Genomic DNA, 12,993 nt, shown 5'->3' on the forward strand with positions numbered 1-12,993 from the left:
TTCCGACGCCGTTCAGCGACCCAGCGCGAGGCGCCCCACCTGGAAGTCAACGTCGCGCTTGCCGCCACCCACCTTGGCGTCGGCCACTTCCACGGCCGACAGGGCGCCCTGCGTGACCGCGATGGTTCGCGCATTGGCACCGCAGTACGACTCGGAGGCGAACCTGGCCAGCGGGATGCTGTACTCGCGCAGTTCCGGCGTGACCGGCTGCAGCACGACGGGGTAGCAGCCGGCATCGCGAATGGCCTTCTCGTCGCCGAGCACGCGGATGCGCAGCACGCCCGGCGTGCTGGCGGCGAGTTGCAGCGTCAAGGTCTTGTAGGCCGAGGCGTCCACCGGTTTGCCTGCGCGGCCCACGCCGACGGTGAAACCGACCCCGGCCCAGGTGCTGCCCTTCTGCGGCCAGATCACCCCCGTCACGCGGGCGACCCCATCGGCGGCCGCCAGCTTGCCGACCGAGGCATCGCCGGCCTTCTCGGCATACGCGAAGGCATCGGTGGAGCCGCCTTGTTCGGTCCCGGCGCCGGCCTTCATGGTCGCCAGCACGAGGCGGGTGCCGTCGACCGCCGGCTCGGCGGCCGTGCTGGTCGGTGCGCGCGCGGCGTCGTTGCTTGCGGCGGCCGTCGGTGCGCGCGCCGTGGTGCAGCCCGCGGCCAGCACGGCGACGATCAGGGTGGCGAGCGCTGCAGGGCCCGTGGCGCTTCTGGTGTTCATGCCGGTTTCCTCGTGGTGGTGATGGACAGCAGCGCGTTCCCATTGCCGCGAATGGACGCGCGGCGAAGGCCCTGGATGGCGGCGCGCCAGCAGTCGTTGCTGGAGGTCAGCGCCCAGCTGGTCTCCTTGACGATGTCGAACCAGGTGAAGGCGCGGACGTTGGGCAGCGTCTCGATGTCGCTGAACATGCGCTCGATCCACGCGACCTTGTCGCCGCCGATTTCCGAGCAGCCGAGTTCGGCCAGCACGATGGGCTTGGACGGCGCGATCTCGCGCGCCATGGCGACCGCAGCGCCGAAGACCTGGCTGAAGGGCTTCCAGTGCGACCAGCTCTGGCTGGTGCCGAAGTTGTAGCCGTCGATGCCGATCCAGTCGACGTACTCGTCGCCGGGGTAGGCGGCGCGCGGGTCGTTCCAGGACTCCGCGGGCGTGCTGTCGTTGTTGAAGCACCAGACCCAGCGGACCTTGTGGGCGCCGGCCGCGCGAAAGCGCTCGACGATGTGGCGATGGGCCCGCGCAAAGAGCTGGGGCTGGCGCCCGTTCTTCACCAGGCACCAGGGGTACCAGTCGCCATTGAATTCATGGCCCACGCGCAGCATGAAGGGGTGGTCGATGCGTGCCGCGCCCTGCGCCCACGCGTCGATGGTGGCATCCCACTTGCCTGCGACGATGTCGGCGAGCGGCACGGGGCTGTTGTCGAAGCCCCAGGGCTCCCAGGTCACTTGCGCCGCCACGCCGTGCTGCGCGAGGAACCGGATCTGCGACTCCGGAAAAGCCGCGCCGAAGCGGGTGAACCACATCGCGGCCGCCGGCTGGCGGCGCAGGTCGGCTTGCGCGTCGTCCAGCAGGTCGGGCAGCGCGCTCTCGCGGAAGAGGCCGAAGAAAATGCCGCGGGCGCTGTCCTCGTCGCGGTCGACGATGACCGGCAATGCCAGCGCATCGTCGAGCCCCGACGCCTTCTTCGGCGGACTGCCGCAGGCCGGCAGGCCCAGGCCGAGCGCCGAGGCGGCGAGCAGGCGGCGGCGCAGGCGTTGATCGGGCCTCATGGTGCCAGCTCCAGCCGGACGATCGCCATCGAGCGGGCGGGCAGGGTGATCGTGCGCTCCGCCTGTGCGGCGAGCGGCTGCAACGGCTTCTCGTCGTCCGCGATGCCCGCGTCGAAGAAGCGTGCGTCCTTCAGCGTCAACGCGGCCTGGCCGTCGATGCGCACCGGACGGGCCTGGGTGCCGGTGTTGAACAGCACGAGTTGAAACTGCGAGCCTTTCTTCGTCGCATGGGCCCACAGCATCGGGTCGCTGCTGGTCGCTTCGACGAAGGCGCCGTCCAGCTCGCCCAGCATGCCGAAGCCGTAGTAGGTCGGGCGCGGCACGCCCGCGGTGTCCAGCAGCCCGTGGAAGCCGGTGCCCATGTAGGCGAAGTAGTGGGCCAGGCTCACCCCTTGCTGCGCCATGCGCAAGGCCGATTCGGCCGCCCACATCGCACCCACCTGGTCGGACAGGAAGCGCGGCCGGTCGGTGTGCCACGACAGGCCGTATTCCGTCACGCCGAACCGGATGCTTCGCTTGTGGCCGAGCGGGTTGCGTGCGCGGTCCTTCCACAGGGCGGAGAAGCGTGCGGTCAAGCGGTCGACCTCGGTCACCGTGGCGAGCGCGGCCTCTTCGGTGCCATCGCCTCCGGTGGGGTAGATGTGCCAGGTGAGCACGTCCACGGCGTCGCCGCAGAGTTCGACGAAGCGCTCGAGGAAGAGCGGGGCGCCGGGCTGGTCACCCGAGACGGCGGGGCCGGCGATCAGGGCCTTCGGGTCCTCGCGGCGAATCGCCGCGGCCTGCTCACGAAAGACGTCGCAATAGCGCCGGACCGTCCAGCTCGCGTCGCCGCGCACGGTGCTGAACAGATCGGGCTCGTTGCCGATCTCCCAGATCCTGACGTCCAGCCCGCGGGCGCGGGCCAGGCGCACGGCGCGGGCCGCGTCCTGCGGCGTGTTGGCGCCCGGGCGGTCGGGTCGCCCCTGGAACACGCGCGTCTGCACGAGCAGCTCGCGTTCGCCCGCGACCTGCGACAGCAGCGACTTGAACGCGTCCAGCGTCGGCTCGTCCATGTCGTGGTCATCGCCGACGTTGCCGCCAGGAAAGCGCAGTGCAGCGGCCGGAACCTTGGCCAGTTCATCGCGGAATTCCGTCACCGACATCCAGTTGCCGAAGTTGAACCCGGACAGCACCTGCCGATTGACGGGTGGACCGGCGCGCGACGGGTCGATGCGCACCGTGGCGACCTGCGCGTTCGCCCAGGTCGCCACCGTGACGGCGAAGACGCCGACGCAGCGCGCGAGCGAGCGGAGGGGGAGGGGGTGAGGGAGGGCTTTCGGCTTCATGGCCGGCACGATAGCGCGCCGTGCAAGCGCTTGCAACAGAAGGGCCTGACCGTTCTTGCGAATCGTCGGATGCAAGCGGGAAACCCCGTGGTTTGCCGGGCGTCATACCCCGACCCGCGCGGCCCTTTTCCTTCCATGCGCCAGAAAGTCAAGCGCTATCATCGAGCCATGCCCATCGAAAACACCAGCGTCACGCTCGAAGAGGTGGCGCGCCTGGCCGGGGTTTCCACGAGCACGGTGTCGCGCTACCTGAGCGGCACCCATGTCGTCGCCGAAGAAAAGGCGGCGGCGATCGAGAGCAGCATCAAGCGCCTGAACTACCGGCCCAACCTGGTCGCGCGCGGCCTCGCCAAGGGCCGCACGATGACGGTCGGCGTGCTGACGCAGGAGATCTCCAGCTCGTTCTTCAACGAAGCCATGCGCGGCGTCGAGGACGGGTTGGCCAGCCACCGCTACGAGGCCATTTTCGTGAGCGGGCACTGGAACAAGGTCGAGGAAGAGCAGCGCTTGATGTCGCTGATGGGCCGCCGGGTGGACGGCGTGATCCTGCTGGTCGGCGACCTGGACGACGAACTGCTGGACCACCATGCGCGCGGCGTGCCCACGGTGCTGCTCGGGCGGCTGTCGGCGTCGATGCGGGTGCATTCGCTGTGCTTCGACCACCATGCCGGCGCCAGCGAGGCGGTGCGCCACCTGCTCGAACTCGGCCATCGCCGCATCGCCTTCATCGCCGGCCCGCCGGGACGCCAGGACGCGGAAGAGCGCCTGCGCGGCTACCACGACACGCTGGTCGCGGCCGGGCTGCCCTTCGACGAGCGGCTGGTGGCGCCGGGCGGCTACGTCGAGACCGGCGGCGTGACGGCGATGAACATGCTGCTCGATCGCGGCCTGCCGTTCAGCGCGGTCTTCGCCGCCAACGACGACTCCGCCTACGGCGCGATGCTCGCGCTGTACCGGCGCGGGGTGCGCGTGCCCGACGACATGTCCATCGTCGGCTACGACGACCTGTCCCATTCCTCGTTCTCGCTGCCGCCGTTGACCTCGGTGCGGCAGCCGCTGCGCGACCTCGGCCGCGAGGCCGCGGGGGCCGTCGTCGCGCTGATCGAGGGCCGCAAGCCGCCGCGCGCGACGATGGCGAAGCTGGAATTGATCGTCCGCGAATCGACCAAGGCGGTTCCTGTCACAGGTTGACGCAGGGCGCCCCGTCCCGGTGCACCCCGGCCGCGAAACCGCAAGATCGGTCAGGTCCGTTCAGGGTTCCTCCCTGGGCCGGCACCGGCAGACCGTTCATACACTGGCCATGCAAGCGCTTGCATGAACGCTGCCACGGACATGACCATGACCCACCCGACTTTCCACGGCATCGAGAGGCCATGCGGCCCGGGCCTGCCACCTGTTCGCCCGCGCGAGCAACCGTCGCTGCGCAGCCACCACCTGCGGCGCATGGAGCAGGTGCTGGACCACGTCGAGTCGCACCTGTCGAAGGACCTGAGCCTGGAGCGGCTGAGCGATTGCGCAGCGTTCTCGCCCTTCCATTTCCACCGGCTCTTCCTCGCCTGGAGCGGCGAGACGGCGAAGGAGTTCGTGCGGCGGCGCCGGCTCGAGACGGCGGCCGGCCGGCTGCGCCACTGCCCGAACGAGAAGGTCACGGCCGTCTCGCTCAGCTGCGGCTTCGCGTCGCCGGAAGCCTTCGCCCGGGCCTTCCGCGAGCACTTCGGCATGACGCCGTCGCGCTGGCGTTCGGGCGGGTGGAACGACTGGCGGACGCCGGCCGACGAGGGCCGGACCGCCACCAGCGGCCGTGTCGAACTCAGGCACTTCGAGGCGAAGGAATACCTCTACATGCGCGAGCGCGGCGACTACGGCCACAGCTCGGAGATCCTGCGCATGCGCTTCGTGCCCTGGGTCGACAGCCTGGGCCTGTCGGACCGGCCGATGCTGTCCATCGGCCTCGACGACCCGGCCATCACCTGCGCGGCGCATTGCCGCATGGACGCCTGCGTCGAGCTGCCCGCGGGCTGGCAGGACCCCGGCCTGAGGGCCATGCGAAAGAGCCTGCCGGCGCACTGGGCGGCCTGCCTGCGCTACGAGGGCCCGTCGAGCGAGATCGGGCGCGGCTGGAACACCTTGCTCACCGAATGGCTGCCGACCTCTCCCTTCGCGCTCGCGGAAGGACATTTCATCCAGCGCTGCGAACCCGGCTCGCCGCCGCCCGGTTCGCCGTTCGTGCGCTGCGAGCTGTGCATGCCGGTCATTGCGCAATGAAGCGCGCACCGTGGTACCTGGCGGCGCTTGCCGCGGCATGGCTGTCCGTGCCGGCCCGGGGCGCCGACGCACCGTCGGTGGTGTGGGCCGATTTCAGGACCGCTCCGGCCGGCCGCGCGCGCCCGCCGGTGAATCTTCTGCAGATCTCCGAGAAGCCCGGCGATGTCGCGGCCGATCCGCTCGGCGTCCACGACGGCGGAGTGCGGGTGTCCGGCCGCCTGAGCCGTGCGCACGGCAGCACCTGGAGCACGCTGGGCGTGGACGTGGGAGCAGCTCGTGGCGGGGCGGCGATCGACCTCTCCGCGTTCCGCAACCTGCGCATCCGGCTCGTGTCGCCGACCGAACAGGTGCTTCGCATCCGGATCAAGGGCACCGACACGAGGCTGCAGAACACCGGCTGCTACCCGGTGCTGCTGCAGAAGGTGCGGGGCACGATGGACATCGACATCCCGCTCGCGGTCTTCGAGCCCGAACCCTATTGCGCCGGCAACGGCGCGAGCATCGCGCAGACGCTGCCGGCCGTCGCGAGCGTGGAGGTCACGGCCAACGAACCGTCGGACGAGCCGGTGCGCTTCGAGGTGGGACGCATCGAGTTCTCGAATGCCGCGAGCGAGGCGGCGGCCGTTCCCCGCGAGACGCGGGACGCGGCGTGGCGGCTCGCCTGGGCCGACGAGTTCGATGCGGCGGCCACGGGGCGGGTCGACGAGAAACGCTGGCGCGTGCACAAGGCGCCCGGCGGCGCAGGCCCGCAGCTCGACGGCGCCGGCCACTTGCTGCTGCCGCCCGCGAGCAGCCTTCGCGTGCGTCCGACGGGCGCGATGGTCTACGGCCGCATCGAGTTGCGCGCGAAGCTGCCGGCCGGCAGCGCACGCGTCTCGCTGCAAGGGGCCCCGCTGGCATCGCTCGACTGGCTGGAAGCCGGCGAGATCGCACTGGTCGAGAAGGAGGGGGCCGACCTCGGCCTCGGCCTGAATGCGCCGGGCATCGGCGACGAGCCGGCGTTCCATGCGTCGGTGGCATTGACGCCTTCGGATGACGGCTTCCACCGCTTCTCGCTCGAATGGGACCCGGTGAAGATCCGCTGGGCCGTCGACGACGTGGCGGTGAAAGCAGTGCTGCGCGCCGACGTGCCGGCCGGCGCGCGCGATGTCTTCGAGCAATGGCCCTTCCTGCTGAACCTGGAGGTCGGACCGGGCGCCGAGCCGATGCTCGTCGACCAGGTCCGCATCTACCAGAAGGACGAGCTTGCTGCCGTGTCGCGCGCGCGGGTGGCGGCCTGGAAGACGGCCTACGACTCGTTGAACGTCGCGGCGCCGGTCGCCCGTCCGGTGGCGAAGCCGACGGCGCCGCGCGCGGCCGCCGAGCCGGCCGCACGCACGCGCGTCGTCACCTGCGAGCGCAACAAGTTCGGCTTGATGATGTGCTACTGAGCAGCGGGCGCTGAGCGCAAGAACGGCACGGTCAAACGCAAACCCACGACGGCGCCGCAGGCAGCGCGAGAACACCATCCACGTGTCACTTCAGGAGACACCAGTGGATCAGATGGTTCGGCGTTCAATTCGACATTCATGCACCGCCTTGACCGCGCTCTTCGGCGCGGTGGCGCTCACGGCTTGCGGCGGGGGAGGGTCCAGCGTCCCCACCTCGGCCGCCCCCACACCGGCCGCGTCCGCGCCGCCGTCGGCGCCCGTGCCGGCATCGCCCGCCGGTCCTTCGGCGGGCGATGTCGCGTTCGCCACCCCGGCCAGCGCGACGGACACCAGCGAGGCCGGCAAGATCGAGACCTACTTCTTCGCGGAGAAGAGCAGCGAGATCGTTGCCGGTGCGGTGACCCAGGCAGCGGGCGAGGTGGACTTCAGCGCGTCGCTGTCGGGCAACCAGGCCTATGCCGGTACCGCGATCCGCGTCTATGCGCCCGGCAACACCGGCGTGGCCCCGGTCAGCGCCTTCAATGCCTCGGGGTTCACCAAGCTGAAGATCCGGTTGAAGTCGTCGAGCGACGGCGTCCTGTCGATCAAGCTCCAACCGAGCCCGGTGGCCGGCGACGGCTGCACGGCGACGGCCCAGGCCATCGTCGACGCGACCTTGTCCGAACTCGTCATCGACCTGAACGACGCGATGTTTGCGCTGCCGGACTACTGCAACGGCACCGGCTCGAAGGTCGGCACCGTCAAGGCCGGTCTCTTCGCGATCGACGTGATCAACGGCGCCACCACGACGGGCTCGCACAACCTGGGCGTGGGCACCGTGAAGCTCGCCCCCTGATCGCGCACGACAACCACAACGAGGAGACAAGCATGATCAATTCCATCGTCAAGGGCGCCTTCGCCACGGTGCTGGCCATGGGCCTGCACCTGAGCGCGCAGGCCACCAATTTCTTCGACGGGTTCGACGGCACGGGCGGCCCGAACGGGTCGGTCTGGGAGACCGCCAATTGGGCCAACGGCGACATCTTCGGCTGCACCTTCGCGTTCAGCGAAGCGTGGCTGACGGGGTGGGGCGGGCTGGACCTGAACGTCAACGGCAGCAACCGCAACGCGGTGAAGTGCGCCGAGGTGCGCACCTGGCAGAGCTTCCAGTACGGCAAGTTCGTGACCCGCCTGCAGCCCGGCACCATCCCCGGCGGCAACAGCTCGTTCTTTCTCTACACCGGCAACGCGGGCACCTCCAACCACTTCGAGATCGACCTCGAGTTCATCAAGGGCGGCACCGTGCTGCACACGAACGTGTGGACAGGCGGCCGGCAGAACTTCCAGCAGTTCGCGATCGCCACCGGCTGGCGGACCATCGGCTTCGAATGGCGGCCGACCTACGTGCGCTGGTTCCACGTCAACGATGCCGGCGCGGAGATGGAGTTCCGGCGCGTCAACACGGCCTTCTCGGCCCCGATGCGCCTGATGCTGAACCACTGGGTCGGCAACAACTCGTCGGGCGCGGTCGGCTTCGTCGGAACCTACAACGGCGGCGGCGGTCCGGCCTACTACGACTGGGTGAAGGTGTCGGACTGACATTCCGACCGGCTCAGCGGGGGAACGGAGCCGGATGGGTCAAGTAATCCTGGAACAGGCGTGCGAACTGCCCGCCGTCGGTCGAGATGCTGGCCGAGGTACTCCCGCCTGCGCTGAACACGATCGCGAACACGCCCGCCGCGGTGTACTCGGTCGGGTGCGTGAGCATGTAGCGAACATGGTTGTCCCGGTAGTGACCGGGGGTGCCGCCCGGGGTGGCCGAGGGCACGCCCATCGGCGTCTGCCAGAACAGGACCGGCAGGTTGCCGAGGATGGTTCGCACAGTGCTCCACTGGCCCAGGTCCTGGTGGAAGTTGGGTGTCGCGACGTTGTTCTCGTCCCAGTAGAACGGGCCGTTGCCGCGCCCCGCGCACTCGGCCACCGGAGAGGCGAGCTCGAAGCAGCCGGCATCGCGGTCGCTCGTCTGCCCCACCATGAAGTCGGCCTTGTCGGCACCGAGCTTCAACATGAAGTTGCCGACGGTGGTGGCATCACGTCCCCAGAAGGACGGCGGAAACCCGATCTTCGCCTTGGGCGCATGGGTTCGCCCGAGCAGCAACAGGCATTGCGCGAACCCCACGGCGTTGTCCGAGAAGGACGGCGGAAACCCGATCTTCGCCTTGGGCGCATGGGTTCGCCCGAGCAGCAACAGGCATTGCGCGAACCCCACGGCGTTGTCCGGCTGGCCGACGCACTCGCTCACCATGCTCACGCGCGCCGGCACCTTCGTCGGGTCGCCACCCGGAGCGCCCGTCAGCAGGAAGCCCCAGAAGTCCGGTTCCAGGTTGACGAGCGTGGGCTGCCCCGTCGCGCCGATCTTCTGGTACATCAGCTTGACCTGCGACCAGTAGCTGGTCATGAAGCTCGCGTCGTTGATGGCGCCGAGGTTGCCTTCGCCCGGGGAGGCCATCTGGTAGAGCGTGAACATCGGGACGGCGCCGGCCGCCTTGACGTTCGCGGAGACATAGGTGACGTAGGCCCCGTCGGGGCTGTTCCAGTACGGCCACGAGCCGGCTCCGACCCCGACCAGGTAGGTGTCGATGATGTCCGGGTGGATCTGCTGGCTCGTCATGTCGGCGATGGAGTTGCCGGCGCCGAGGCCGGCCAGCAGCCGGCCGGGCATGCCGAGCGCGGCGTTGATCGACGAGCCGGATGCGGGCACAGGAGCGGGTGCTGGACCGGGTGCTGGAGCGGCGGGGGACCCGTTGGCGGTCGTCACGGCAGCGTCGCCCGAATTGCTCGATCCACCCCCGCACGCGGCCAGGACGGCGACAAACAGGGTCGTGGCAAGCGGTCTGATGCGGGCAGGGGTCAGGGTCGGCATGGTGGGGGTCTGTGGGAAGGGCGGGCGGGCCGACGCGAGGCGAGGCGTGCGGAGTCCATGGCGCCGCAGTGTTCACAAGCGCCGGCGCGCCGTCTTGATCGATTTGTGACGGCGCCGAGGTCTCGACATCCACCGACGCGCCTGCGCAACAGTCCGGCGTGTCCGGGATGCCGCCGGCTTGAAGCGTCGTCGCGCCCATCACTCCACCTCGACAGTGCGAAGCCGCAGCGCGTTGGCGACCACGCTGACCGAGGACAGCGCCATGGCGGCTGCCGCGACGACGGGCGACAACAGCAGCCCGGAGAAGGGGTACAGGACGCCTGCCGCGAGCGGGATGCCGGCCACGTTGTAGGCAAAGCTCAGGAACAGGTTCTGGCGGATGTTGCGCATGGTCGCGTGCGACAGCGTGCGGGCGCGAACGATGCCCATCAGGTCGCCCTTGAGCAGCGTGATGCCGGCGCTCTCCATCGCCACGTCGGTTCCGGTGCCCATCGCGACCCCGACCGTCGCCTGCGCCAGGGCAGGGGCGTCGTTGACACCGTCGCCGGCCATGGCCACCACGCGCCCCTCGCCCTGCAGGCGCTTCACGACGGCGGCCTTGTCTTGCGGCAGCACATCGGCCACCACGTCGTCGATGCCAAGCTGGCGGCCGACCGCCCGTGCGGTGGTCTTTCCATCGCCGGTGAGCATCACGACGCGCACGCCGGCGGCCCGGAGCGCCCGCAGCGCCTGCGGTGTGGTTGCCTTGATGGGGTCCGCAATCGCGACGAAGCCGGCGAGCTTCCCCCCGACGCCGACGAAGATGACCGTCGCGGCCTGTTGCCGCAGCCCATCGGCGTTCTTCTCCAGCGCAGAGGTGGGAATCGAATGTTCCGCCAGCAATGCCGCGCTGCCCGACACGACGGGCACGCCCGCCACCGTCCCGACGACGCCCTTGCCCACGGGCGAGTCGAAGTCCGTCACCGGCGACAGGGCCAGCCGGCGCTGCTGCGCCTCCATCACGATGGCCATGGCCAGCGGATGCTCGCTGGCGCGCTCGACGCTCGCGAGCTTCTGCAGGACCTCGTCGGCCGTGAAACCGGGCGCCGGCTCGATGTGGACGACCTTCGGCCGGCCCTCCGTCAGCGTGCCCGTCTTGTCGACCACGAGCGTGTCGACCTTCTCCATCTTCTCGAGCGCCTCGGCGTCGCGGATGAGCACGCCGTGCTGGGCGCCCTTGCCGACACCGACCATGATGGACATCGGCGTGGCCAGGCCCAGCGCACAGGGACACGCGATGATGAGCACCGCCACCGCGGCGACGAGTGCATGGCTGAACGCCGGCGCAGGGCCCCAGACCCACCAGGCGACGAAGGTCAGCATGGCGACCAGGATGACCGCCGGCACGAACCAGCCGGCGACCTGGTCCGCCATCCGCTGGATGGGCGCGCGGCTGCGCTGGGCCGCAGCCACCATGTGGACGATCTGCGAAAGCAGCGTGTCGGCGCCGACCTTCTCGGCCCGCATCACGAAGCCGCCGGTCTGGTTCAGCGTCCCCGCAGTGACCCTGGAGCCGACGGCCTTGGCCACCGGGATGGGCTCGCCGGTGACCATCGACTCGTCGACGTTGCCCTTGCCTTCGGTGAGTCCACCATCGACCGGCACCTTCTCGCCGGGCCGCACGCGCAGCAGGTCGCCCACCTGGATCGCGTCGACCTGCACGGTCTCGTCGTTGCCCTGTGCGTCGACCTTGACCGCCGTCTTCGGTGCCAATCCGAGCAGCGCCTTGATGGCGCCGGAGGTTTTCTCGCGCGCCCGCAGTTCCAGCACCTGGCCGAGCAGCACCAGCACCGTGATGACGGCGGCTGCCTCGAAGTAGACCGCGACCGCACCGTCCTCGCCTCGCAGGTCCGGCGGGAACCAGCCCGGCGCGAGCGTCGCGACGATGCTGTGGAGCCACGCAGCCCCCGTGCCGAGCGCGATCAGCGTGAACATGTTCAGGCTCCGGTGCCTGACCGAAGCCGCTGCGCGAGCGAAGAAGGGCCAGCCGGCCCACAGCACCACGGGTGTCCCGAGCAGCAGTTGAACCCAGTTCGACGCCTGTGGGGCGACGAGGCGGTGGATGTCGACGAGATGGCCGCCCATCTCCAACGCGAAGACGGGCGCCGTCAGCACCGTGCCGATCCAGAACCTGCGCGTCATGTCGCGCAGTTCCGGACTTTCTCCCTGGTCCGCCGTCGCGACGACCGGTTCGAGCGCCATGCCGCAGAGGGGGCAGTGGCCGGGCCCCCGCTGTCGCACCTGAGGGTGCATGGGGCAGGTGTATTCGAGGTCGTGCATTCCACCGGGCTTGTGCATCTCATCGTGCATCGGCTTCTCCTTTCAATCGGTGCAGCGCACTGTGGGCCTTGATATCGTTGGAAGGTCAAGGGGGTGACCGTCGCGACCTGACCCGGCGCACGGCACCTTGGTGGAGGGAAGCCGGGGCCGGACGGCCCGGCATCCCATGAATATGTGAGGCCGCAGGCCCGGCCTGCCGCCAGGGCGCGTCCGCGCCTTAAGCTCCGGCCCTTGAACCAGTCGAAGGTCTAGCCATGGCAACACTCAGTTGGCGGGTTGCGCTGCTTGAAGACGACGCGGAAATCCGCGGCTACTTCAAGGAATGCATCGCCGGCCACCCCTCGCTGCAGTTGGTGGCGTCATTCGGATTGCTCGCGCATGCGCGCAGCTGGTTCGACTCGCACACCGCCGATGTGCTCCTGACCGACCTGGGCCTGCCGGACGGAAACGGCATCGACCTGTTGCGCCACCTGGCGACGACGCAGCCGGCTTGCGAAGTGATCGTGGTGTCGGTGTTCGGCGATGAGGACACGGTGCTGGCCTGTGTCGAGGCCGGCGCGGTGGGCTACATCCACAAGGACGCCACGCCGGCCGATGTGGCGCAGACCATTCTGGACGTCAAGGGCGGCGCCTCGCCGATCTCGCCGATGATCGCCCGCAAGGTGCTGGACCGTGTGCGCCAGGCAGCCGCGCCGCGTGCCCAGGCGCCCGATGCGCTGAATGCCGACCTGCTGTCCCCGCGCGAGGCCGAGGTGCTGGAGCTGATCGCCCGCGGCCTGTCGTACGCCGAGATCGCGCAGCTGAAGGGGGTGACGATGCACACCGTGCAGACGCACATCAAGAACCTGTACGGCAAACTGGCCGTTCATTCGCGCAGCGAGGCCGTCTTCGAGGCCGGTCGCATGGGCTTGCTGAGCAGCCTGAAATCCCGGGACTGAGCCGGTGCTGCTCCATCGGGTCCTTCGGTGCCTGGTGGCGTCGGCACTCCCTTT

11 protein-coding genes are annotated in these 12,993 nt (G+C 69.6%); 6 read left to right on the plus strand and 5 right to left on the minus strand.

Going from position 1 to position 12,993, the window contains the following annotated elements; genetic code table 11:
* Positions 1-12: 12 nt before the first annotated feature.
* Genes ASC98_RS16030 through ASC98_RS16040 form a run of 3 tightly spaced genes read right to left on the minus strand, consistent with a single transcriptional unit; the run spans position 13 to position 3,085 of the window.
* A complete protein-coding gene (locus ASC98_RS16030) occupies positions 13-714 on the minus strand; it encodes a hypothetical protein (RefSeq protein WP_056809024.1) in 702 nt (233 codons plus the stop codon).
* Positions 711-1,760, minus strand: a complete 1,050-nt coding sequence (locus tag ASC98_RS16035) for a glycoside hydrolase family 26 protein (protein WP_056809022.1) — start codon at positions 1,758-1,760, stop codon at positions 711-713. The genes ASC98_RS16030 and ASC98_RS16035 overlap by 4 nt, the downstream gene beginning before the upstream one ends.
* Complete coding sequence (locus tag ASC98_RS16040; RefSeq protein ID WP_157604821.1) at positions 1,757-3,085, minus strand: hypothetical protein; 1,329 nt, start codon at positions 3,083-3,085, stop codon at positions 1,757-1,759. The genes ASC98_RS16035 and ASC98_RS16040 overlap by 4 nt, the downstream gene beginning before the upstream one ends.
* Positions 3,086-3,253: 168 nt before the next feature.
* Here ASC98_RS16040 and ASC98_RS16045 point away from each other — a divergent pair, with 168 nt between their 5' ends.
* The 5 genes from ASC98_RS16045 (at position 3,254) to ASC98_RS30495 (ending at position 8,358) form a co-directional block, all read left to right on the plus strand.
* The gene (locus tag ASC98_RS16045) at positions 3,254-4,276 is read left to right on the plus strand and encodes a LacI family DNA-binding transcriptional regulator (protein ID WP_056809019.1); all 1,023 of its coding nucleotides are present in this window, start codon (positions 3,254-3,256) and stop codon (positions 4,274-4,276) included.
* Positions 4,277-4,423: 147 nt separating this feature from the next.
* On the plus strand, positions 4,424-5,350 hold the full coding sequence (locus ASC98_RS16050) for a GyrI-like domain-containing protein (protein WP_162249287.1): 927 nt from the start codon (positions 4,424-4,426) through the stop codon (positions 5,348-5,350).
* Positions 5,347-6,780, plus strand: coding sequence for a family 16 glycosylhydrolase (locus ASC98_RS16055; protein ID WP_056809017.1), 1,434 nt, complete (start codon positions 5,347-5,349; stop codon positions 6,778-6,780). Before ASC98_RS16050 ends, ASC98_RS16055 begins: the two co-directional genes overlap by 4 nt.
* A 148-nt stretch (positions 6,781-6,928) precedes the next feature.
* Positions 6,929-7,615: a hypothetical protein gene (locus ASC98_RS30490; protein WP_056809016.1), complete on the plus strand. Its 687-nt coding sequence runs from the start codon at positions 6,929-6,931 to the stop codon at positions 7,613-7,615.
* A gap of 32 nt (positions 7,616-7,647) precedes the next feature.
* Positions 7,648-8,358 (plus strand): family 16 glycosylhydrolase, encoded by a 711-nt coding sequence (locus ASC98_RS30495; RefSeq protein WP_056809015.1) that lies wholly within the window; start codon positions 7,648-7,650, stop codon positions 8,356-8,358.
* Positions 8,359-8,371: 13 nt separating this feature from the next.
* On the opposite strand, the gene ASC98_RS16070 is transcribed toward ASC98_RS30495, so the two are convergent.
* Together ASC98_RS16070 and ASC98_RS16075 are read right to left on the minus strand one after the other, a co-directional pair.
* Complete coding sequence (locus tag ASC98_RS16070) at positions 8,372-9,682, minus strand: hypothetical protein (protein ID WP_157604822.1); 1,311 nt, start codon at positions 9,680-9,682, stop codon at positions 8,372-8,374.
* Positions 9,683-9,880: 198 nt separating this feature from the next.
* Positions 9,881-12,031, minus strand: a complete 2,151-nt coding sequence (locus ASC98_RS16075) for a copper-translocating P-type ATPase (RefSeq protein ID WP_056809011.1) — start codon at positions 12,029-12,031, stop codon at positions 9,881-9,883.
* A 224-nt stretch (positions 12,032-12,255) separates the two neighbouring features.
* Between ASC98_RS16075 and ASC98_RS16080 the strand changes: the two genes are divergently transcribed.
* Positions 12,256-12,939 (plus strand): response regulator transcription factor, encoded by a 684-nt coding sequence (locus tag ASC98_RS16080; RefSeq protein ID WP_056809010.1) that lies wholly within the window; start codon positions 12,256-12,258, stop codon positions 12,937-12,939.
* Positions 12,940-12,993 lie beyond the last annotated feature (54 nt).

Origin of the sequence: Rhizobacter sp. Root1238 (assembly GCF_001425825.1) — a bacterium.
Classification (GTDB): domain Bacteria; phylum Pseudomonadota; class Gammaproteobacteria; order Burkholderiales; family Burkholderiaceae_C; genus Rhizobacter.

Bases quoted from the DNA above. Each gene is read 5' to 3' on its own strand.
- ASC98_RS16030 (WP_056809024.1), bottom strand. From the start codon at position 714: ATGAACACCAGAAGCGCCACGGGCCCTGCAGCGCTCGCCACCCTGATC.
- ASC98_RS16035 (WP_056809022.1), bottom strand. From the start codon at position 1,760: ATGAGGCCCGATCAACGCCTGCGCCGCCGCCTGCTCGCCGCCTCGGCG.
- ASC98_RS16040 (WP_157604821.1), bottom strand. From the start codon at position 3,085: ATGAAGCCGAAAGCCCTCCCTCACCCCCTCCCCCTCCGCTCGCTCGCG.
- ASC98_RS16045 (WP_056809019.1), top strand. From the start codon at position 3,254: ATGCCCATCGAAAACACCAGCGTCACGCTCGAAGAGGTGGCGCGCCTG.
- ASC98_RS16050 (WP_162249287.1), top strand. From the start codon at position 4,424: ATGACCCACCCGACTTTCCACGGCATCGAGAGGCCATGCGGCCCGGGC.
- ASC98_RS16055 (WP_056809017.1), top strand. From the start codon at position 5,347: ATGAAGCGCGCACCGTGGTACCTGGCGGCGCTTGCCGCGGCATGGCTG.
- ASC98_RS30495 (WP_056809015.1), top strand. From the start codon at position 7,648: ATGATCAATTCCATCGTCAAGGGCGCCTTCGCCACGGTGCTGGCCATG.
- ASC98_RS16070 (WP_157604822.1), bottom strand. From the start codon at position 9,682: ATGCCGACCCTGACCCCTGCCCGCATCAGACCGCTTGCCACGACCCTG.
- ASC98_RS16075 (WP_056809011.1), bottom strand. From the start codon at position 12,031: ATGCACGATGAGATGCACAAGCCCGGTGGAATGCACGACCTCGAATAC.
- ASC98_RS16080 (WP_056809010.1), top strand. From the start codon at position 12,256: ATGGCAACACTCAGTTGGCGGGTTGCGCTGCTTGAAGACGACGCGGAA.